This is a genomic window from Falsirhodobacter algicola (assembly GCF_018279165.1).
GTDB lineage: Bacteria > Pseudomonadota > Alphaproteobacteria > Rhodobacterales > Rhodobacteraceae > Falsirhodobacter > Falsirhodobacter algicola.
In genome coordinates, this window is record NZ_CP047289.1 from 2,230,950 (window position 1) to 2,249,237 (window position 18,288).

At 67.8% G+C, this 18,288-nt stretch carries 23 protein-coding genes; 17 read left to right on the forward strand and 6 right to left on the reverse strand.

The genetic code is table 11. The annotated features are described in order from the left end of the window. Positions 1–41 precede the first annotated feature (41 nt). Entirely contained in the window at positions 42–1,832 is a 1,791-nt protein-coding gene (malQ, locus tag GR316_RS11235) for a 4-alpha-glucanotransferase (protein WP_211783998.1), read from the reverse strand. Positions 1,833–1,967: 135 nt separating this feature from the next. Here malQ and GR316_RS11240 point away from each other — a divergent pair, with 135 nt between their 5' ends. From GR316_RS11240 to GR316_RS11255, 4 genes are all read left to right on the forward strand, one after another. Next, positions 1,968–2,483: a ferritin-like domain-containing protein gene (locus GR316_RS11240; protein WP_211783999.1), complete on the forward strand. Its 516-nt coding sequence runs from the start codon at positions 1,968–1,970 to the stop codon at positions 2,481–2,483. A 59-nt stretch (positions 2,484–2,542) separates the two neighbouring features. After that, the gene (locus GR316_RS11245; protein ID WP_211784000.1) at positions 2,543–3,367 is read left to right on the forward strand and encodes a manganese catalase family protein; all 825 of its coding nucleotides are present in this window, start codon (positions 2,543–2,545) and stop codon (positions 3,365–3,367) included. Positions 3,368–3,475: 108 nt separating this feature from the next. Then, positions 3,476–3,919 (forward strand): large conductance mechanosensitive channel protein MscL, encoded by a 444-nt coding sequence (gene mscL / locus GR316_RS11250; RefSeq protein WP_211784001.1) that lies wholly within the window; start codon positions 3,476–3,478, stop codon positions 3,917–3,919. A 58-nt stretch (positions 3,920–3,977) separates the two neighbouring features. Next, a complete protein-coding gene (locus GR316_RS11255) occupies positions 3,978–4,436 on the forward strand; it encodes an Lrp/AsnC family transcriptional regulator (RefSeq protein WP_211784002.1) in 459 nt (152 codons plus the stop codon). A gap of 68 nt (positions 4,437–4,504) precedes the next feature. Here the strand turns inward: GR316_RS11255 and rpsU are convergent, their stop codons facing one another. After that, positions 4,505–4,711 (reverse strand): 30S ribosomal protein S21, encoded by a 207-nt coding sequence (rpsU, locus tag GR316_RS11260; protein ID WP_128254633.1) that lies wholly within the window; start codon positions 4,709–4,711, stop codon positions 4,505–4,507. A 100-nt stretch (positions 4,712–4,811) separates the two neighbouring features. Here rpsU and GR316_RS11265 point away from each other — a divergent pair, with 100 nt between their 5' ends. Together GR316_RS11265 and GR316_RS11270 are read left to right on the forward strand one after the other, a co-directional pair. Next, the gene (locus GR316_RS11265) at positions 4,812–5,468 is read left to right on the forward strand and encodes a COQ9 family protein (protein ID WP_211784003.1); all 657 of its coding nucleotides are present in this window, start codon (positions 4,812–4,814) and stop codon (positions 5,466–5,468) included. Positions 5,469–5,476: 8 nt separating this feature from the next. Then, positions 5,477–6,463, forward strand: a complete 987-nt coding sequence (locus GR316_RS11270) for an NAD(P)H-quinone oxidoreductase (protein WP_211785208.1) — start codon at positions 5,477–5,479, stop codon at positions 6,461–6,463. Here GR316_RS11270 and GR316_RS11275 read toward each other — a convergent pair. Beyond that, a complete protein-coding gene (locus GR316_RS11275) occupies positions 6,460–7,053 on the reverse strand; it encodes a ribonuclease T2 family protein (RefSeq protein WP_211784004.1) in 594 nt (197 codons plus the stop codon). The two genes, GR316_RS11270 and GR316_RS11275, sit on opposite strands and share 4 nt — an antisense overlap. Before the next feature lie 123 nt (positions 7,054–7,176). Between GR316_RS11275 and GR316_RS11280 the strand changes: the two genes are divergently transcribed. Next, positions 7,177–7,929, forward strand: a complete 753-nt coding sequence (locus GR316_RS11280) for a DUF1013 domain-containing protein (protein ID WP_211784005.1) — start codon at positions 7,177–7,179, stop codon at positions 7,927–7,929. A 40-nt stretch (positions 7,930–7,969) separates the two neighbouring features. On the opposite strand, the gene msrA is transcribed toward GR316_RS11280, so the two are convergent. Continuing rightward, positions 7,970–8,602 carry a peptide-methionine (S)-S-oxide reductase MsrA gene (gene msrA, locus GR316_RS11285; RefSeq protein WP_211784006.1) on the reverse strand — a complete coding sequence of 211 codons (633 nt, stop codon included), beginning with the start codon at positions 8,600–8,602 and terminating at the stop codon, positions 7,970–7,972. A 44-nt stretch (positions 8,603–8,646) separates the two neighbouring features. After that, positions 8,647–10,836, reverse strand: coding sequence for a primosomal protein N' (locus GR316_RS11290; RefSeq protein ID WP_211784007.1), 2,190 nt, complete (start codon positions 10,834–10,836; stop codon positions 8,647–8,649). Positions 10,837–10,920: 84 nt separating this feature from the next. On the opposite strand from GR316_RS11290, the gene fsa reads away from it, so the two are divergent. Together fsa and GR316_RS11300 are read left to right on the forward strand one after the other, a co-directional pair. After that, complete coding sequence (fsa, locus tag GR316_RS11295) at positions 10,921–11,574, forward strand: fructose-6-phosphate aldolase (protein WP_211784008.1); 654 nt, start codon at positions 10,921–10,923, stop codon at positions 11,572–11,574. Between the two features lie 3 nt (positions 11,575–11,577). Beyond that, the gene (locus tag GR316_RS11300) at positions 11,578–12,447 is read left to right on the forward strand and encodes a 50S ribosomal protein L11 methyltransferase (protein WP_211784009.1); all 870 of its coding nucleotides are present in this window, start codon (positions 11,578–11,580) and stop codon (positions 12,445–12,447) included. 72 nt (positions 12,448–12,519) lie between these two features. Here the strand turns inward: GR316_RS11300 and GR316_RS11305 are convergent, their stop codons facing one another. Further along, positions 12,520–12,705, reverse strand: coding sequence for a DUF1127 domain-containing protein (locus GR316_RS11305; RefSeq protein ID WP_211784010.1), 186 nt, complete (start codon positions 12,703–12,705; stop codon positions 12,520–12,522). A 207-nt stretch (positions 12,706–12,912) separates the two neighbouring features. On the opposite strand from GR316_RS11305, the gene ruvC reads away from it, so the two are divergent. The 8 genes from ruvC (at position 12,913) to tolR (ending at position 18,279) form a co-directional block, all read left to right on the forward strand. Further along, on the forward strand, positions 12,913–13,419 hold the full coding sequence (ruvC, locus tag GR316_RS11310) for a crossover junction endodeoxyribonuclease RuvC (RefSeq protein WP_211784011.1): 507 nt from the start codon (positions 12,913–12,915) through the stop codon (positions 13,417–13,419). After that, positions 13,416–14,084, forward strand: coding sequence for a Holliday junction branch migration protein RuvA (gene ruvA, locus GR316_RS11315; RefSeq protein WP_211784012.1), 669 nt, complete (start codon positions 13,416–13,418; stop codon positions 14,082–14,084). The genes ruvC and ruvA overlap by 4 nt, the downstream gene beginning before the upstream one ends. 35 nt (positions 14,085–14,119) lie before the next feature. After that, positions 14,120–15,013: a zinc metalloprotease HtpX gene (gene htpX, locus GR316_RS11320; RefSeq protein WP_211784013.1), complete on the forward strand. Its 894-nt coding sequence runs from the start codon at positions 14,120–14,122 to the stop codon at positions 15,011–15,013. A 42-nt stretch (positions 15,014–15,055) separates the two neighbouring features. After that, complete coding sequence (gene ruvB / locus GR316_RS11325; RefSeq protein WP_211784014.1) at positions 15,056–16,075, forward strand: Holliday junction branch migration DNA helicase RuvB; 1,020 nt, start codon at positions 15,056–15,058, stop codon at positions 16,073–16,075. Then, the gene (locus tag GR316_RS11330) at positions 16,072–16,638 is read left to right on the forward strand and encodes a hypothetical protein (RefSeq protein WP_211784015.1); all 567 of its coding nucleotides are present in this window, start codon (positions 16,072–16,074) and stop codon (positions 16,636–16,638) included. Before ruvB ends, GR316_RS11330 begins: the two co-directional genes overlap by 4 nt. Then, positions 16,635–17,021 carry a tol-pal system-associated acyl-CoA thioesterase gene (ybgC, locus tag GR316_RS11335; protein ID WP_211784016.1) on the forward strand — a complete coding sequence of 129 codons (387 nt, stop codon included), beginning with the start codon at positions 16,635–16,637 and terminating at the stop codon, positions 17,019–17,021. Before GR316_RS11330 ends, ybgC begins: the two co-directional genes overlap by 4 nt. A gap of 85 nt (positions 17,022–17,106) precedes the next feature. After that, complete coding sequence (gene tolQ / locus GR316_RS11340; RefSeq protein WP_211784017.1) at positions 17,107–17,802, forward strand: protein TolQ; 696 nt, start codon at positions 17,107–17,109, stop codon at positions 17,800–17,802. Positions 17,803–17,805: 3 nt separating this feature from the next. After that, positions 17,806–18,279, forward strand: coding sequence for a protein TolR (gene tolR / locus GR316_RS11345; RefSeq protein WP_211784018.1), 474 nt, complete (start codon positions 17,806–17,808; stop codon positions 18,277–18,279). Positions 18,280–18,288: the final 9 nt, after the last annotated feature.

The window sequence follows — 18,288 nt, forward strand, 5'->3', positions numbered from 1 at the left end:
GGCGTAGGCGTTTTGAGGTCAGCTTGACGTGAACCAATGCCCTACTTGTTCCGGGGACGTTCGGCGGCGATGGCCTGCGTCAGCGCGCCGAAGCGGTCCGAGCGGACGATCTCCCGCCAGTCGCGGCGCAGCTTTGGGCGCCAGTTGGGGTGATCGTCATCCGTGGTGCTGGGCAGGTTCACGGGGCGCAGCTCTCCGGCCAGATCCTCCAGCCGTACGGCCATCAGGCGGGACGGAGCGCGGGCGAGGAAGCGGTGGACGGCGGTGACGATCGCCTCGGGGGCGGGGCCTTCGGCGGGGGGCGTGGTGCCGGGCGCGATCAGCCCTTCGGCGGCGAGGGCGTTCAGCAGATCGCGGCGCTCCCCCTTGCGGGCGGCGGTCTGTTCCTCGGCGGTGGCGGCGCGGACAAGGCCGAAGCGGCGGCGCAGGCGGATGTCATCGCCCTGCCACCAGCCCTGAAACGTCGGCAGATCATGCGTCGATAGGCACACCATCGCATTCACTGGATAGTCGGCGGGCGGGATGTAGCCGGCCTCGCCCCGTTCGAACAAAAGGATGCGGTAGGAAAGGATGCCCACCTCGTCCATCACCGCGCGAAAACCGTCCGGCACATTGCCCAGATCCTCGCCGATGATCATCGCCCCCCGCGCGTGCGAGGCATCGGCCAGCGCCGTCAGCATATCGCCCACCGGATAGCGGGCATAGGTGCCTGCCGACGGGTCCGTCCCGTCGGGGATCAGGAAAAGCTGCCACAGCCCCATGGCGTGATCGATGCGCAGCGCGCCCGCATGGGTCATCGCGCGGCGCATCAGGGCGGCAAAGGGCGCCGCGCGCCCTTCGGTCATCGCCACGGGCGATAGGGCCATCAATCCCCAGTCCTGACCGCTTTCGTTGAAGTAATCGGGCGGGGCGCCGATGCGCACGCCGTTCAGAACATCGGTGCGGCCCCAGCTTCCGGCGCCGCCGCGCGCCTCGCCGACCGCGAAATCGAGATAGAGGCCGATGCGCATCCCGGCCTTAAGGCAGGCGCGGTGGGCGGCGGCAAGCTGGCGGTCGGTTTCCTGCTGAAGCCAGCGGTGAAAGGCGAGTTCGGCGGCGTGATCCGCAGCGAAGGTTCGGATGGCGGGGCCGTCCGCCTCCTGCCAATCCGCAGGCCACTCCGTCCATGCGGCCCCATGCCCCTGCGCCGCCATATGGGCCGATACGGCCTCGAACAGGGCGTGGCGGTCCAGATCGTCCCGGTCTTCGGCGCAAAAGGCCGGGTCCGCATCCGGCGATCCGGCGGCCATCCAGATCGCCCGCAGCGCCCGCAGCTTCAGCGCCGCCACCGCCGGGTAATCGACGAGGTCCGTCCCCCGCACAGCCCGCAGCGCGGCGGGATCGGCCATGGTGGGTACGAACCCCTTCATCCGGTCCACGGCCAGATAGAGCGGGTTCAGGAACCGCCGGTCGGACGGGGAAAAGGGGCTGCACGCCGCCGGATCGGCCAGAAACAGGGAATGCACCGGGTTCAGCCCGACAAAATCGGCCCCCGCCGCCGCCAGATGCGGGGCAAGGGCCAACAGATCCGCAAAATCCCCGATGCCCCAGTTCCGGTCCGAGCGGAGTTGATAAAGCTGCACCGCCACGCCCCAACCGCGCAGCCCGTCCGGCAGGTGGCACCGCACGCCGCCGGGCGCGCGCAGCGTCGCATCGGCCGGTCCCGCCCCATCCCCGAAGGCCGCCGTCAGGGCCGCCAGCGTGGCGTCCGGGGCGCGGTGATGCTGCCCGCCGGTCCCCTCATACTCGACCGCGATGCCGAGGGCCTTCGCCCGTTCCTCCAGCCCCGCCATGATCACTCCTTCTGGCATCCGTGCGGAACGGCTGCGCCGGGGAATGGTTCCCGCAGGATTCCCCCTGCGACATTCTGGAACAGAACGCGCCGCTTGGGATTTCAATCGGACAGGACGACACATGAGGAGGATGTCATGCCCCGTTCCGGACCCGCCCATTCCGTCTATCTCGACGGGCTTAAGAACGCCCACGGGATGGAGAACCAAGCCCTGTCCATCATGAAGCCGCAACTGAAGCGGATCGAGCATTACCCCGATGTCGCTGCCCAGCTGGAGCGCCACATCCATGAGACGGAAGGCCAGATCGCCCGGCTGGAACATATCCTCGGCGAGCTTGGCGAGAGCCATTCCAAGCTGAAGGATGCCGCCCTGTCGTTCACCGGCAGCATGGCCGCACTGACCCACAGCGCCGCCACCGACGAGATCCTGAAGAACAGCTTCGCCAACTTCGCCTTCGAGAATTTCGAGATCGCGGCCTACACCTCGCTGATGACCGCCGCCGAGGAGACCGGCGCCGCCGAGGCGAACGCCCTGCTGCGCCAGAGCCTCGAGGAAGAGCGGCGCATGGCCCGGTGGATCGAGGAGAACCTTCCCGCCATCACCCGCGCCTATATCGGCCGCGCCGAAGCGGGCGCCCGCGCCGACGTCTGACCCCAAACGCCATTCATATGCCGCCCCGCCTGCGGGCCGGCCCCATACCCGGAGGATCCATGTTCTACGTTGACAACAAGCTGCAATACCCCGTCCGCGTCGATACGCCGAACCCGCTTTTCGCTCGCGCCCTTCAGCAGGCGATCGGCGGTGTGGAAGGCGAAATCCGCGTCGCGATGCAGTACTTCTTCCAAGCCTGCGGCGCGCGCGGCAATCCGAAGTTCCGCGACCTTCTGATGAACACCGCCGCCGAGGAGCTGGGCCATATCGAGATGCTGGCCACCGCCGTCGCCCTGAACCTCGAAGGCGCACCGCTCAGCCTGAAGGAAGAGATGGCGAAGGACAGCGCGATCAATGCGGTGATGGGGGGCATCAACCTCAAGAACCTCCTGTCCTCGGGCCTGTCGGCCATGCCGGTGGACAGCGACGGCGTGCCCTTCGACATGTCCCACATCTATGCCAGCGGCAACATCGCCGCCGACATGACGGCCAACATCGCCGCCGAATCCACGGGCCGGACGCTGGCCGTGCGCCTGTACAACATGACCGACGATCCGGGCATGAAGGACATGCTGCAATATCTGATCGCGCGCGACACCATGCACCAGAACCAATGGATGGCCGCGCTGGAGGAACTGGGCGGGGCGACCGGCGCCTTCCCGATCCCCAACAGCCACCCGCAGGCCGAAGAGAAGACCGAGTTTAGCTATGCCTATCTCGGCTTCCACGCCGACGGGAGCGAGCCGGCACCGGGCCGCTGGTCCTCGGGCGCGTCGGTGGACGGCAAGGGCGATTTCACCAGCCAGCCGATGAAGCCGCTGGGGCAGGAGCCGAACCTCGGCAAGGCCAAACCCAAGAGCGGCGCACAGTCCGAACAGATCTGATCCATGGGGGGCGGCCTGCATGGGCCGCCCCCATCCCAACGAACATCTCGCCTTTCCGTGATCGCTCGGCGTATTCTGCCGCCGGACAATCACAAGATGGACAGGACGATGATTGAAGAATTCAAGAAATTCATAGCGCGCGGCAATGTTCTTGATCTGGCGGTCGGGATCATCATCGGCGCGGCCTTCACCGCGATCGTCAATTCGGTGGTGCAGGATCTGATCAACCCGGTGATCGGCCTCGTCATCGGCGGGATCGATTTCACCAACCTCTATTGGGTGCTGTCGGGCGATGTGCCCGAAGGGTCCAGCCTCGAGCAGGCGCGCGAGGCCGGGGCGGCCGTCTTCGCCTATGGCAGCTTCATCATGGCCTGCATCAACTTCCTCATCATCGCCTTCGTGGTCTTCCTGATCGTGAAGGGCGTGAACCGCGTGAAGGATGCCGCGCACCGCCAAGTGGAGGAAGCCGCCGAGGCCCCCGTGCCGCCGCCCGGCCCGACGCAGGAAGAGCTGCTGGTGCAGATCCGCGACCTGCTGGCGCGTCAGGCCTGACATTGCGCCACGGCGCGGTTCGGCCTATGCCGGGCGCATCCCCCACAGGTGCGCCCGCATGACCCTCGACCCGACCGACCGCCGCATCCTTTCCGTCCTGCAGATGCAGGGCCGGATCACCAATGCCGAACTGGCCGAACGGGTGAACCTCTCGCCCTCGGCCTGCCACAGGCGGGTGCAGCGGTTGGAGGAGGAGGGCGTGATCGCCGGCTATGTCGCGCTGCTGGATGCGCGGCGGATGAAGCGGCCGACCGTCGTCTTCGTGGAGATCACGCTGTCGGGGCAGGCCGACGAGGTGCTCGCCGCCTTCGAGGCGGCGGTGCAGCGCATCCCCGATGTCATGGAATGCCACCTGATGGCCGGGACTGCCGATTACCTTTTGAAGGTGCTGGCGCAGGATACCGACGATTTCGCCCGCATCCACCGGCAGTATCTGGCGCGGCTGCCGGGGGTGGCGCAGATGCATTCCTCTTTCGCGCTGAAGACGGTGTTCCGCACCACCGCCATCCCCGTATGACGAAAAACCCCCGGGCGATGCACGGGGGTTCAACGGTGGCCCGAAGGCCCAGCTTCGACGCGAACGTCTTAGAGGTTACCCTCGCGCTGCGCTTTCTTACGAGCGAGTTTACGGGCACGACGAACGGCCTCGGCTTGCTCGCGCGCTTTCTTGACGGACGGTTTCTCGAAATGTTGCTTGAGCTTCATTTCGCGGAACACGCCTTCGCGCTGGAGTTTCTTCTTCAGGGCCCGAAGGGCCTGTTCGACGTTATTGTCACGAACGCTGACCTGCATGTGGTGTCACCACCTTCCTAAGCTAGAGTTGCACGAATGTGCAGGCCGGGCTCATATAAGGCACTATATCCCCCATGTCCACCGAAACTGAGGTTTGACCATGGAAAGCACCGAGGCGAAGAATGCCGTGATCGACGCGGCCTTGGCCCATGTCGCATTTGACGGCTGGTCGGAGGCGACGCTGCGCGCGGCCCTGTCGGATGCGGGGGTGTCCGCCGGTCTGGGGCGGGCGCTGTTCCCGCGCGGCGCGGTGGATCTGGCGCTGGCCTATCACTGGCGCGGCGATGCCGCCATGGCCGAGCGGGCGCTGACGGCCCCGCTGGGCGATATGCCCTATCGCGCAAGGGTCGCGACGCTGATCCGCTACCGCCTAGAGGCCGCCGACAAGGAGGCCGTGCGCCGCGGCTCCACCCTGTTCGCGCTGCCGCAACATGCCGGCGACGGGGCCCGCGCCGTATGGCACACGGCCGATACGATCTGGCGCGCGCTGGGCGATACGTCCGACGACGTGAACTGGTACACCAAGCGCGCGACGCTCTCGGGCGTCTATGCGGCCACGGTCCTCTATTGGCTGGGCGATGACAGCACCGGCCATCAGGCGACGTGGGATTTCCTCGATCGCCGGATCGAAGGAGTGATGCGATTCGAAGGCGTGAAGGCCCGCTGCGCCGGCAATCCGCTGGTGAAGGCGGCGATGCTGCCGCTTTCGTGGATCCGCGCGCCGCAATCGACCGATATGCCGGGAAGGACGTGGTGATGCCCGATATGCCCGAACTGATGCGCGCCGTGGCCATCACCGAACACGGCGCCCCCGAGGTGCTGAAGATCGACTACGTTCCCGCCCCGGTGCCGAGCCATGGGCAGATCCTGATCCGCATCGCCTATGCCGGGGTGAACCGCCCGGACGCCTTGCAGCGGGCGGGGCATTACGCGCCGCCGCCCGGCGCGTCGGCGCTGCCGGGGCTGGAATGTGCGGGCCATGTGGCGGCGGTGGGGCCGGGCGTCACCCGCTGGCAGGTGGGGGATGCGGTCTGCGCGCTTCTGCCTGGCGGCGGCTATGCCACCCATGCCGTGACCGAGGCCGACCACGCCCTGCCCATCCCCGAGGGGATGAGCCTTGCCGAAGCCGCCTGCCTGCCCGAAACCTGTTTCACCGTCTGGTCCAACGTGGTGATGCGCGGCGGCCTTGCGGCGGGGGAGAGGTTCCTCGTCCATGGCGGATCCTCCGGGATCGGGACGACCGCGATCCAGATCGGGCGGGCCTTGGGCGCGCGTGTCTTCGCCACCGCCGGTTCGGACGACAAATGCGCCGCCTGCGCCGAACTCGGCGCCGAGGCGATCAACTACCGCGACAGCGATTTCGTGGAAATCCTGCGCGCCGAGGGCGGGGCCGATCTGATCCTCGACATGGTGGGGGGCGATTACGTCCGGCGCAACATCCGCGCGCTGGCCGATGACGGGCGGCTGGTGCAGATCGCCTTCCTGTCCGGTGCCAAGGTGGAACTGAACATGGCCGAGGTGATGTCCCGCCGCCTGACGATCACCGGCTCCACGCTGCGGCCGCAGACGGCGCTGCAGAAGGCCCGGATCGCCGCCGAATTGGAACGCCATGTCTGGCCGATGATCGCCTCGGGTGCGCTGCGCCCGGTGATGGACAGCACCTTCGCCATGGACGACGCCGCCAAGGCCCATGCGCGGATGGAAAGCTCCGCCCATATCGGCAAGATCGTGCTGGAGATGCCGGAGGACTAGCGCCCGTCCATCGTCGCGGGGCCGCGGCAATCGCGCCGCGCGCTTGCGGCGCAGGGGCGGGGGGTTAGATCGCGGGTCAGGCAGAGGCGGACCTCCGCGATATGCCCCTCGCGGCAGGTCACGGTCACGCCATCGGCGCTCATGTCGGGATTGGCCTCGAGGAACGCCGCCTCCACCTGCCGGGCGGAGAGGGGGCGATCCTGCCGCAGGTTCTGCAAGGCGGCGGGCAGGGTCACGCGGTCCCATGCGGCGCGGGTCAGCTCGTAATATCCGGCCGGGGGCAGGCCGGTACAGCTTCCGTGCTTGCGCCATTCGTGCAAGGCGAGGTCCGGGTCGGTGATGTCGGACAGCGCCTCCCGCTCGGCGCGGGTGGGGGCGGCGTCGGTGTCGCACCATTCGGGCCAGTCATCGTCGTTCTGCGGCCACAGGCCATGCACGATGAAGCCGAGATCGCGGCGGCATTGCGCCGCGTCCGGTCCGCCTTGGGTCGCGCACCATCCCGGCGACCATGACAGCGCAAGGACGTAATGGTCGAACACCTGCGCACGGGCGGGCAGGGCCATCAGGATCAGCAGCAGCACAAGACGCATTTTCCCTTCCCCTCGGGTTGTCCTTCGCCTATATACAGCCGCAATTCCCGAAAGCGAAAGTCGCGGGGTCCGCCCCGCAGCCGTTTTCCCGGCGCGGGAGAGATGTGTACAAGGAGCAAGCTGATGACGAAGCCCCTGATGGCCAAGGCGACCGCAGTCTGGCTGGTCGACAACACGACGCTGTCCTTCCGGCAGATCGCCGATTTCTGCGGCATGCACGAGCTGGAGGTGCAGGGCATCGCCGATGGTGACGTGGCGACGGGCGTCAAAGGCTTCGATCCGGTGGCCAACAACCAGCTGGAACAGTCCGAGATCGACAAGGGTCAGGCCAATCCGCTGCACAAGCTGAAGCTGAAGTTCAACGCCGCCGCCCAAGGCGAGGACAAGCGCCGTGGCCCGCGCTACACCCCGCTGTCCAAACGTCAGGACCGCCCGAACGCGATCCTGTGGCTGGTGAAGTTCCACCCCGAACTGACGGACAGCCAGATCGCCAAGCTGGTCGGCACGACCAAGCCGACGATCCAGTCCATCCGCGAACGCACCCACTGGAACATCCAGTCGATGACGCCGATCGACCCGGTCGCGCTTGGCCTCTGCCGCCAGACGGAACTGGACTCGCAGGTGCAGCAGGCCGCCCGCAAGCGCGCCGCCGAAGGGGTGGTGATGTCCGATGACGAACGGCGCAAGCTCGTCTCCACGCAGCAATCGCTGGGGATGGAAGATCAGCCCGCCGGGTCCGAATTCGACATCTTCCGCAAGGAAGAGGCCGATCAGGCCGACGCGGCCGATGCCGACTTCTCGGATGCCGACAGCTTCTTCAACCTTCCCAGCGGCGGTGCCGCCGAGGACGAGGATGACGACGAAGACCGTCGCTAAGATGTGAAACGCCCGGAGCCATGCTCCGGGCGTTCTTCGTTCAGATCACGCAGGCAACGCCGGTGCCGCGCAGCCCGCAATATCCGCCGGGATTCTTGGCCAGATATTGCTGGTGATAATCCTCGGCAAAGAAGAACTCTGGCACGGGCACGATCTCGGTCGTGACGGCGCCGTATCCGGCCGAGGACAGCCCTGCCTCGTATTCGGCCTTGGTGCGTTCGGCCTCGGCCCGCTGGGCGTCCGTGTAGGTGTAAATCCCCGAGCGGTAGGTGGAGCCGACATCGTTGCCCTGCCGCATTCCCTGCGTCGGATCGTGGTTTTCCCAGAAGATCTTCAGCAGGTCCGCATAGCTGACGACCGCCGGATCGAAGATCACCCGGACCACCTCGTTATGGCCGGTCATCTGGGTGCAAGTTTCCTGATAGGTCGGGTTCGGGGTGTAGCCGCCGGCATAGCCCGCCATCGTTAGCCAGACGCCCGGCACCTGCCAGAACAGCCGCTCCACGCCCCAGAAGCAGCCCATGCCGAACATCGCCTCTTGCATGCCGGCGGGCACGGGCGATTTCAGCGGGATGCCGGAGACGAAATGCGTCTCGGCGGTGGGAAGGGGTTCGGCGCGGCCGGGAAGGGCATCGTCCGGGCGCACCATCGCAGTCGGTTTGGAAAAGATCATGGATAACCTCCGTGGTTGGACCGGAATATAGGTATTCGGCCCGCCTAGAGGAAGCTCTGTGGGTCGATGTCGATCGCAAGGCGCAGATTGGTCGGCAGCTTGATCTGCGCGGCCCATTCGGCCAGCGCGGCCTGCAGGGGGGCGGTGCGGTCGGCCTTCACCAGAAGGCGGACGCGGTGACGCCCGCGCACCCTCGCGATGGGCGCGGGGGCGGGGCCCCAGACCTGCGCCCCGATGGCGCGCAGCGGGCCGTCGCGGCGCGCAAGTTCGGCCGCGACATCGAAGACCACGGCCACGTCGGGATGCGACAGGATGATCCCGGCCATCCGGCCATAGGGGGGTGCCCCAGCCATGCGCCGCTCGGCGGCCTCGGCGCGCCAGAAATCCTCTTCGTTGCCGGTCAGGATGGCGCGGATCACCGGATGTTCGGGCTGGTGCGTCTGCAGCAGGGCCGTGCCCGGCTTTTCGGCCCGCCCGGCGCGGCCCGCCACCTGCCGCATCAACTGGAACGTCCGTTCGGCGGCGCGCAGGTCCGAGCCTTGCAGCCCCAGATCGGCATCGATCACGCCCACCAGCGTCAGCAGCGGAAAGTTGTGCCCCTTCGCCACGATCTGCGTGCCGATGATGATGTCGGCGCCGCCGGCGGCAATCGTCTCGATCGCCTCCTTCAAGGCCCGCGCCGTGGTGAAGAGGTCCGAGGACAGGACCGAGACCCGCGCCTCGGGGAAGCGTTCGGCGACCTCTTCGGCCAGACGTTCGACACCGGGGCCGACCGCCGCCATGCGCCCTTCGACCGAACAGGCGGGGCAGGCCTCCGGAACGGGGCGCGAGGCGCCGCATTGATGGCAGATCAGCCGCTTGAGGAAGCGATGCTCCACCATGCGCGCATCGCATTCGCTGCACCCGACCTGATGGCCGCAGGCGCGGCAGATGGTGACGGGGGCATAGCCGCGCCGGTTGAGGAACAGCAGCGCCTGTTCGCCCGCCGCGATCCGCGTCTGCACCTGCGCGGCCAGCGTCTCCGACACCCAGCGGTTCGAGGGGAGGCGTTCGGCCCGCATGTCGATGGCGCGCATCTGCGGCAGTTCCGCCGCGCCGAAACGGGCCGTCAGATCCAGCCGCGCATATTTGCCGCTGTCGGCGTTCACCCATGTCTCCAGCGAGGGGGTGGCCGAGGCCAGAACCACCTGCGCCCCGCAGATGGAGGCGCGCAGCACCGCCATGTCGCGCGCATTGTAGAGAACGCCCTCCTCCTGTTTGTAGGAGGTGTCGTGTTCCTCATCGACGACGATCAGGCCGAGTTCGCGGAAGGGCAGGAACAGGGCCGACCGCGCGCCGACCACCAGTTGCGCATCGCCCGTACCGATCATGCGCCACAGCCGCCGCCGCTCGGTGGAGGTGACGCCGGAATGCCATTCGGCGGGCCGCGCCCCGAACCGTGCCTGCACCCGGTCCAGAAAGCCCGCCGTCAGCGCGATTTCCGGCAGCAGCACCAGCGCCTGCCGCCCTTGGCGCAGGCATTCGGCCACCGCCTCCAGATAGACCTCGGTCTTGCCCGACCCGGTGACGCCCTTCAAGAGCGTGGTGCCATAGCGCCCCCCCGCGACCGAGGCCCGCAGCGCCGCCGCCGCCTGCGCCTGCCCGTCGGACAGTTCCTTGTGCGGCAAAGCGGGGTTCAGATGCGGATAGGGCAGATCGCGGGGGGCATCCTCCTCGATCAGAACGCCCGCCTTCACGAGGCCCTTGATGACGGCGCTCGACACGCCCGCCTCGGCCGCGAGTTCGGAGGCGGTGACGCGCGCGCCGTGCCATGCATCCAGCGCATCCATCACCCGCAGGCGGGCCTCCGTCTCGCGCGCAGGCTCGCGCCCGCTGGCGCGCAGCACGCGCCGCGTGGCGGGGCCGGCCGCAAGGTCGGGGGCGCGGGTCGCCAGCCGCAGCATCTGGGGCAGGGGGGTCAGCGTGTAATCGGCGGCGCGCTGCAGAAAGGCGCGCATCTCGTCGCGCAGGGGGGCGGCGTCCAGCACGCGGGTGACGGGGCGCACGCGCGCCGGATCGAACCCGCCCTCGCCCTTGCCCCAGACGCAGCCCAGAACGCGCCGCGGCCCCAGCGGCACCTCCACCAGATCGCCCGTCACGCAGCCGCCCTCCGGCGCCTTGTAGTCGAGCGGACGGCCCAGCGGTTCGGTCGTCAGCACGCCGACCAATTGGCCTTCGTCAAATCGCTCGGACAACCGCTTTCCCTTTCGCATGACCCTCGCTTGCGCTATCACGGGCCGGACAACGGGGCAAACCCCGCAGCCATCCCGGAGGGCATCATGAAATTCTTCGTCGACACCGCAGACGTTGCGGCCATCACGGAACTGAACGACCTGAATCTGGTCGACGGCGTGACCACGAACCCGTCGCTGATCCTGAAATCGGGCCGCGACATCCTCGAAGTCACCAAGGAGATCTGTAGCATCGTCTCCGGTCCCGTTTCGGCCGAAGTCGTGGCCCTGAAGGCCGAGGACATGATCGCCGAAGGCCGCAAGCTGGCCGAGATCGCGCCGAACATCGCCGTGAAGGTTCCGCTGACCCATGACGGTCTGAAGACCTGCAAGGTGCTGTCGGACGAAGGCTTCATGGTCAACGTGACGCTCTGCTTCTCGGCCAATCAGGCGCTGCTGGCGGCCAAGGCGGGCGCGACCTTCATCAGCCCCTTCATCGGCCGTCTGGACGACATGAACCTCGACGGGCTGGAGTTGATCCAAGACATCCGCACGATCTACGACAACTTCGATTTCCGCACGCAGATCCTCGCAGCGTCGGTACGCAACGCCAACCATGTGTCGCAATGCGCGCTGATCGGCGCCGATGTCGTGACCGCGCCGCCCGCCGTCATCAAGGCGCTGGCCAACCACCCGCTGACCGACAAGGGGCTGGAGCAGTTCATGTCCGACTGGGCCAAGACCGGCCAGAAGATCGTCTGAGCCATGCCGACCTTCACCGCACTGACCACCCTTCCGGGTGAGGATGCCGCCGAGGCGCTGGCCGAGGCGCTGGAGCGGATGGACCCCGAACCCTCGGGCGTGGGCGTCTTCGAGATCGAGGACGGCTCGGGCCTGTGGGAGGTGGGGGCCTATTTCCTCGCCCGCCCGGACGAGGTGACGCTGGAACTGCTGCGGACCGCCTTCGGGGCGGCGCCCTTCGCGCTGTCCGAACTGCCCGAGGTGGACTGGGTCGCCCATGTCCGCCGCGAACTGGCACCGGTGGAGGCGGGGCGCTTCTTCGTCTTCGGCAGCCATGATGCGGCCAAGGTGCCGCAAGGCGTCGTTCCGCTTCAGATCGAGGCGACGGTCGCCTTCGGCACCGGCCATCACGGCACGACGCTGGGCTGCCTCAAGGCGCTCGATCGGCTGCTGGAAGGGGGCGCCCGGTTCGGCAACGTCGCCGATATCGGCTGCGGCACCGCGGTTCTGGCCATGGCCGCCGCGATGGAACTGCCCGAGGCGCGGATCCTTGCCTCCGACATCGACGAGGTGGCGGTGGACGTGGCCCGCGCGAACGTGGAGATCAACGGCCTTGCGGGCCGCGTCGCCTGCATGGAGGCGGCGGGCTTCGCCCATCCCGACATTCAGGCCGCCGCGCCGTTCGATCTGATCTTCGCCAACATCCTGAAGGGTCCGCTGGTGCAGCTGGCCCCCGACATGGCCGCGCATACGGCCCCGGACGGGATCATCATCCTGTCGGGCCTTCTGGTCGTGCAGGCCGAGGCCATCCTCGCCGCCTACGAGGCCGAGGGCTTCGCCCTCGTGCACCGCGAGGATCTAGGCGAATGGTCCGCCCTGACGCTGCGCCGCTAAGGGCCAGACAAGACAAAGGCCGCGGCGGGGATGTCCCGCGCGGCCCGTCATGTCACCGATAAGGTGCGTCGATCAGAGGCGTGCGATGTCCGCGCGGCTCAGCCCGATATCGTCGAGTTCACGATCCGTCAGTTTGTAGAGCGCCTTGCGCGTCACGCGGGAGTCGTTCCAGTCGCGGATGGCTTGGAACAGAACGGAGAAACGGGCGATCGACAGGGGACCGATCGGCGCGCGGGTGGTCGTCTCGATGGCGGCCATGGGAAGAGATCCTTTTTCAGAACGGATGATTTGTGCAGCACCCTTGCTGCGTGACAGTCAAATAATCGGGCAGTGTACGAACGACAACGCGCCAGATGGCATTGCCGCGATGCGTCATTTGCATGGCTCTTGTCGTGATACCGTCATGCCGGCGGGTGACAGATGTTCGCTCTTCGTGCTAACCCACAGGAAAAGCGGGGGAACAGCATGCGCGTTCTGGGAATCGATCCGGGCCTGAGGAACATGGGCTGGGGCATCATCGACGTCAGCGGCGGGCGCATTGCGCATGTGGCGAACGGTATCTGCCATTCGGTGGGCGAGGATCTGGCCCGCCGTCTCTGCTCGCTCCATGCGCAACTGACCGAGGTGGTGGAGCGATTCGCCCCCGAGGCCGCGGCGGTCGAACATACCTTCGTCAACAAGGACGCCGCCGGCACGCTGAAGCTGGGGCAGGCGCGGGGCATCGCCCTTCTGGTGCCCGCGCAGGCCGGGCTGGAGGTGGGCGAATACGCCCCGAACGCCGTGAAGAAGACGGTCGTCGGCGTCGGCCATGCCGCCAAGCAGCAGGTGGAGCATATGGTCCGCCTGCATCTGCCCGGCATCGTCATCGCGGGGCCGGACGCCGCCGACGCCCTTGCCGTCGCCATCTGCCATTCCCACCACGTGCAAAGCGCGGGGCGCCTGCAGGCGGCCCTTGCGAAGGCCGCGTCATGATCGGGCGCATCGCCGGGCGGCTGGATTATCGCGGCACGGATCATGTGCTGATCGACGTGCGGGGCGTGGGATACATCGTCTATGTCTCGGATCGGACGCTGGCGCAGATGCCCGGCCCGGGCGAGGCGGTCGCGCTCTATACCGACCTTCTGGTGCGCGAGGATCTGCTGCAACTCTATGGCTTCCCGACGCTCTTGGAGAAAGAATGGCACCGTTTGCTGATGACGGTGCAGGGGGTCGGGGCGCGCGCGTCGATGGCGATCCTCGGCGCGCTCGGGGCCGACGGCGTGTCGCGGGCGATCGCGCTCGGCGATGCCCGCTCGGTTCAGGCCGCGCCGGGGGTGGGGCCGAAGATCGCGCAGCGCGTCGTGCTGGAGCTGAAGGCCAAGGCCCCCGCCGTCATGGCGATGGGCCGGGTGGAGGATGCCGCCCCCCCCGTGCTGGAGGAGGAGGGCACCCCCGCGGCGCCTGCGCCCAAACGCCGCGCACCCGCCGCGCCGAGCCGCGCCGCCCACACCGCCGATGCCCTCTCGGCGCTGGCGAATCTGGGATATTCCCCCGGTGATGCCGCCGCCGCCGTGGCCGAATCCGCCGCCGAAGCCCCCGAGGCCGAGGCAGCCGCCCTCATCCGCCTTGCGCTGCGGCGGCTTGCACCCAAGGGCTGACGCGCCCATATCCGCGGAACATGGTGGAGGTGACGATGGGCTTTGCGAAGACCGCGATCCTGATGGCCGCGATGACGGCGCTGTTTCTTGCGGTGGGGGCGCTGATCGGCGGGCGCGCGGGCATGATGCTGGCGCTGGTGGTGGCGGTCGGGATGAACGCCTTCAGCTACTGGAATTCCGACAAGGCGGTGCTGCGGATGCACAACGCCCGGCAGGTGGACGAACGGACCGCGCCGGACTTCTACCGCCTCGTGGCGGGGCTGGCGGCAAATGCGGACCTGCCCATGCCCAAGGTCTTCGTGATCGACACGGATCAGCCCAACGCCTTCGCCACGGGGCGCAGCCCCGAACATGCGGCCGTCGCGGCCACGACGGGCCTTCTGTCCCGCCTCAGCCGCGAGGAGCTGGCCGGGGTGATGGCGCATGAACTGGCGCATGTGAAGAACCGCGATACGCTGACCATGACGATCACCGCGACCTTCGCCGGGGCCATCGCGATGCTCGCGAACTTCGCGCTGTTCTTTGGCGGGCGCGAACGGCAGGGCGGCATCATCGGCACGCTGGCCATCATGATCCTTGCACCGATGGCGGCGGCGCTGGTGCAGACGGCCATCTCGCGCAGCCGCGAATACGAGGCGGACCGGATCGGCGCGGAGATCTGCCGCAATCCGATGTGGCTGGCCTCGGCGCTGCAGAAGATCGAGGCTTTCGCCAAGCGGATCGAAAACCCCGCCGCCGAGCGCAATCCCGCCACGGCGCATATGTTCATCATCAACCCGCTGCATGCCTTCAAGCATGACAAGCTGTTCTCCACCCACCCCGACACGGCGAACCGCATCGCCGCGCTGCGGCAGATGGCGCAGCCCGGTCCTGCCGCACCTGCACCCGCCCCGGCGGCGGATCGGGCGCGCCGTGGTCCTTGGGGCTGATCGGGGCTTGCGGGCGCGGCCGCGTTCCGCGATTGTTCGCGCATGAGCCAGCCCGATCCCACCCTGCGCGCCGAGCGCCTTCCCGAGGATGCCGACCGCGCCCTGCGCCCGCAGGGGCTGGAGGAGTTCATCGGTCAGGCCGAAGCGCGGGCCAACCTGCGCGTCTTCATCGAATCCGCCCGCATGCGCGGCGAGGCGATGGACCACACCCTCTTCCACGGCCCGCCCGGCCTTGGCAAGACGACGCTGGCGCAGATCATGGCGCGCGAACTCGGCGTCGGTTTTCGGATGACCTCCGGCCCGGTGCTAGCCAAGCCCGGCGATCTGGCCGCGATCCTGACCAATCTCGAACCGCGCGACGTGCTGTTCATCGACGAGATTCACCGCCTGTCGCCGGTGGTCGAGGAGGTGCTCTATCCCGCGCTGGAGGATTTCGCGCTGGACCTCGTGATCGGGGAGGGGCCTGCGGCGCGGACGGTGCGGATCGATCTGCAACCCTTCACGCTCGTGGGGGCGACGACGCGGCTCGGCCTGCTGACGACGCCGCTGCGCGACCGGTTCGGCATCCCGACGCGGCTGCAATTCTACACCATCGACGAGCTTGATCTGATCGTGGCACGCGGCGCGCGGATGCTGGGCATCGACAGCGACCCCGAAGGCACCCGCGAGATCGCCCGCCGCGCCCGCGGCACGCCGCGCATCGCCGGGCGCCTGCTGCGCCGGGTGGTGGATTTCGCGCTGGTGGAGGGCGATGGCCGCCTGACGCAGGCCATCGCCGATAGCGGCCTGCGCCGCCTTGGCGTGGACGATCTAGGCCTCGACGGCGCCGACCGCCGCTATCTTCTGCTGCTGGCCGAGAATTACGGCGGCGGCCCCGTGGGGGTGGAGACGATCGCCGCCGCCCTTTCCGAAGCCCGCGACGCGGTGGAGGAGGTGATCGAGCCTTATCTGCTGCAACAGGGCCTGATCCAGCGCACCCCGCGCGGGCGGATGCTGGCGCAGAAGGCATGGCAGCATATCGGCATCGCGCCGCCCCGTGGACAGGCAGACCTCTTCTCATGACATCCGACGACATCCTCGCGCTCTTCACCCATTCGGACGGCTACCGCTGCGCGCGGTGGGGCCGGCCCATCGTGCCCGTCGTCTTCGGGGTGGAGGATGAGACGCTGGCCCTCGTGAAGGGCGGGATCGAGGCGGTGGTGGCCGGCGCCGGGCACCGCATGGCCGAACAGGACCCCGAGCTTGGGGCCAATCTGATGATCTTCTTCTTCGCCGAATGGGCGGAGCTGCGGACCGTCCCCGACCTTGAGCGCATGGTTCCCGATCTCGACGCGCTGAGCGGCGGCGAGACGGCGCGCCTCTTCCGTTTCGATGCGGCGGGTGCGATCCGCATGGCGGCGCTGTTCGTGCGCATGGGCGGCCCCCTTGCCGCGCTGCCGCCCGAGGCGCTGGTGCTGGAGCAGGCGGCCCGCATGATGCTGACTTGGGCCGGAGAGCCGCCGATGCTCGAAGACGGCGCCTTGCGTCCCGAGATCGCGGCCGTCCTGCGCGCCGCCTACGATCCGGTGATGCCCGCCCGCGGCGACGATCCGAGCCATGCGCTGCGGCTTGCGGCCCGGGCATGACCCACCGTTTCGACACCCGCGTCTGGTACGAGGACACGGATCTCGGCGGCATCGTCTATCACGCCAATTACCTCAAGTTCATCGAACGGGCGCGCAGCGACTGGGTGGAGGGGCTGGGGATCGATCAGAACGCGATGCGCGCGGCGGGGCAGGTCTTCGCCGTCACCCGGATCGAGGCCGATTTCCTGCGTCCCGCGCGCCTTGGCGATCGCCTTTCGGTGCAAACGCAGGTGACGGCGCTGCGTCCGGCCCGCATCGTTTTGGCGCAGGATGTGACATGCGGGACACAGGTGCTGTTCCGCGCTTCGGTGACACTGGCCTGTCTTGATGGGGCGCGGCCCGTGCGCCTGCCCGCCGCGCTGCGGCAAGCCTTCGCCGGTTGACGAGTTCGTGTTGGCATTCCCTTTGCAAAACCGGTAGAATCGCCGCTAAGAGGCCAGCAGGGCCCCCTTCGGACGAGCAGACATAATGGACACCCAAACCCTTGCCGCGGCGCAGGAGATCGACTTCTCCATGCTCGCGCTTTTCGCACGCGCGACCTTGACCGTGAAACTCGTGATGATCGTTCTGCTCATCATGTCGGTGTGGTCTTGGGCGATCATCATTCAGAAGCACATCGCCTTCAAACTGGCCCGCCGCGAGGCGTCGCTGTTCGACCGGGCCTTCTGGTCGGGAGAGCCGCTGGACGAGCTGTTCGAGAAGACCGGCTCGCAGCCCGATGGCGCCTCGGAGAAGGTCTTCGCCTCGGGCATGATGGAGTGGCGCCGCAGCCACCGTCAGGACGGCAAGCTGATCGCCGGCGCCCAGTCGCGGATCGACCGTTCGATGGATGTGGCCATCAACAAAGAGGCCGAGCATCTGCAAAAGGGCCTCGGCGTGCTGGCGACGGTCGGCTCCACCTCGCCGTTCATCGGCCTGTTCGGCACGATCGTCGGCATCACCAACGCGTTCGAGCAGATCGCCATCAGTCAGAACACCAACCTTGCGGTCGTGGCCCCCGGCATCGCCGAGGCGCTGCTGGCCACGGGCATCGGCCTCGTCGCGGCCATCCCGGCGGTGATCTTCTACAACAAGCTGAACGCGGACAGCGAACGCATCCTTGGCGGATACGAAGCCTTCGCGGACGAATTCTCCACCATCCTGTCGCGCCAGTTGGACGCCTGATCCATGGCCGGCGGTGTGATGCGCAATGCAGGCGGCGGTGGACGCCGGGGCGGTCGGCGCCGGCGGCGCGGCAGCGCGGCCATGTCCGAGATCAACATCACGCCCTTCGTGGACGTGATGCTGGTGCTGCTGATCGTTTTCATGGTGGCGGCGCCGCTGCTGACGGTGGGGGTGCCGGTGCAGCTTCCCAACACGGCCGCCTCCGCCCTGCCGACCGAGCAGGAAGAACCGCTCGCGATCACCGTGACGGCGGATGGCGGGCTGACCATTCAGGAAACCCCCGTGGCCGAGGATCAGCTGATCCCGCGCCTGACCGCCATCGCGGCCGAGCGCGAGAATCGCAAGATCTTCCTGCGTGCCGATGGCGCGGTCAGCTATGAACGGGTGGCGCAGATCATGGGCGCGCTGAACGCAGCGGGCTTCAACAGCATCGGCCTTGTCACCAACAGCGACGGGCCGACCTTCGGTGGAAACTAAGGGTATCTC

Bases quoted from the DNA above. Each gene is read 5' to 3' on its own strand.
- GR316_RS11240 (WP_211783999.1), top strand. From the start codon at position 1,968: ATGCCCCGTTCCGGACCCGCCCATTCCGTCTATCTCGACGGGCTTAAG.
- mscL (WP_211784001.1), top strand. From the start codon at position 3,476: ATGATTGAAGAATTCAAGAAATTCATAGCGCGCGGCAATGTTCTTGAT.
- ybgC (WP_211784016.1), top strand. From the start codon at position 16,635: ATGACCCACCGTTTCGACACCCGCGTCTGGTACGAGGACACGGATCTC.
- ruvA (WP_211784012.1), top strand. From the start codon at position 13,416: ATGATCGGGCGCATCGCCGGGCGGCTGGATTATCGCGGCACGGATCAT.
- ruvB (WP_211784014.1), top strand. From the start codon at position 15,056: ATGAGCCAGCCCGATCCCACCCTGCGCGCCGAGCGCCTTCCCGAGGAT.
- tolR (WP_211784018.1), top strand. From the start codon at position 17,806: ATGGCCGGCGGTGTGATGCGCAATGCAGGCGGCGGTGGACGCCGGGGC.
- GR316_RS11245 (WP_211784000.1), top strand. From the start codon at position 2,543: ATGTTCTACGTTGACAACAAGCTGCAATACCCCGTCCGCGTCGATACG.
- GR316_RS11275 (WP_211784004.1), bottom strand. From the start codon at position 7,053: ATGCGTCTTGTGCTGCTGCTGATCCTGATGGCCCTGCCCGCCCGTGCG.
- malQ (WP_211783998.1), bottom strand. From the start codon at position 1,832: ATGGCGGGGCTGGAGGAACGGGCGAAGGCCCTCGGCATCGCGGTCGAG.
- fsa (WP_211784008.1), top strand. From the start codon at position 10,921: ATGAAATTCTTCGTCGACACCGCAGACGTTGCGGCCATCACGGAACTG.
- GR316_RS11255 (WP_211784002.1), top strand. From the start codon at position 3,978: ATGACCCTCGACCCGACCGACCGCCGCATCCTTTCCGTCCTGCAGATG.
- GR316_RS11305 (WP_211784010.1), bottom strand. From the start codon at position 12,705: ATGGCCGCCATCGAGACGACCACCCGCGCGCCGATCGGTCCCCTGTCG.
- GR316_RS11280 (WP_211784005.1), top strand. From the start codon at position 7,177: ATGACGAAGCCCCTGATGGCCAAGGCGACCGCAGTCTGGCTGGTCGAC.
- GR316_RS11265 (WP_211784003.1), top strand. From the start codon at position 4,812: ATGGAAAGCACCGAGGCGAAGAATGCCGTGATCGACGCGGCCTTGGCC.
- GR316_RS11300 (WP_211784009.1), top strand. From the start codon at position 11,578: ATGCCGACCTTCACCGCACTGACCACCCTTCCGGGTGAGGATGCCGCC.
- GR316_RS11270 (WP_211785208.1), top strand. From the start codon at position 5,477: ATGCCCGAACTGATGCGCGCCGTGGCCATCACCGAACACGGCGCCCCC.
- rpsU (WP_128254633.1), bottom strand. From the start codon at position 4,711: ATGCAGGTCAGCGTTCGTGACAATAACGTCGAACAGGCCCTTCGGGCC.
- ruvC (WP_211784011.1), top strand. From the start codon at position 12,913: ATGCGCGTTCTGGGAATCGATCCGGGCCTGAGGAACATGGGCTGGGGC.
- msrA (WP_211784006.1), bottom strand. From the start codon at position 8,602: ATGATCTTTTCCAAACCGACTGCGATGGTGCGCCCGGACGATGCCCTT.
- htpX (WP_211784013.1), top strand. From the start codon at position 14,120: ATGGGCTTTGCGAAGACCGCGATCCTGATGGCCGCGATGACGGCGCTG.
- tolQ (WP_211784017.1), top strand. From the start codon at position 17,107: ATGGACACCCAAACCCTTGCCGCGGCGCAGGAGATCGACTTCTCCATG.
- GR316_RS11330 (WP_211784015.1), top strand. From the start codon at position 16,072: ATGACATCCGACGACATCCTCGCGCTCTTCACCCATTCGGACGGCTAC.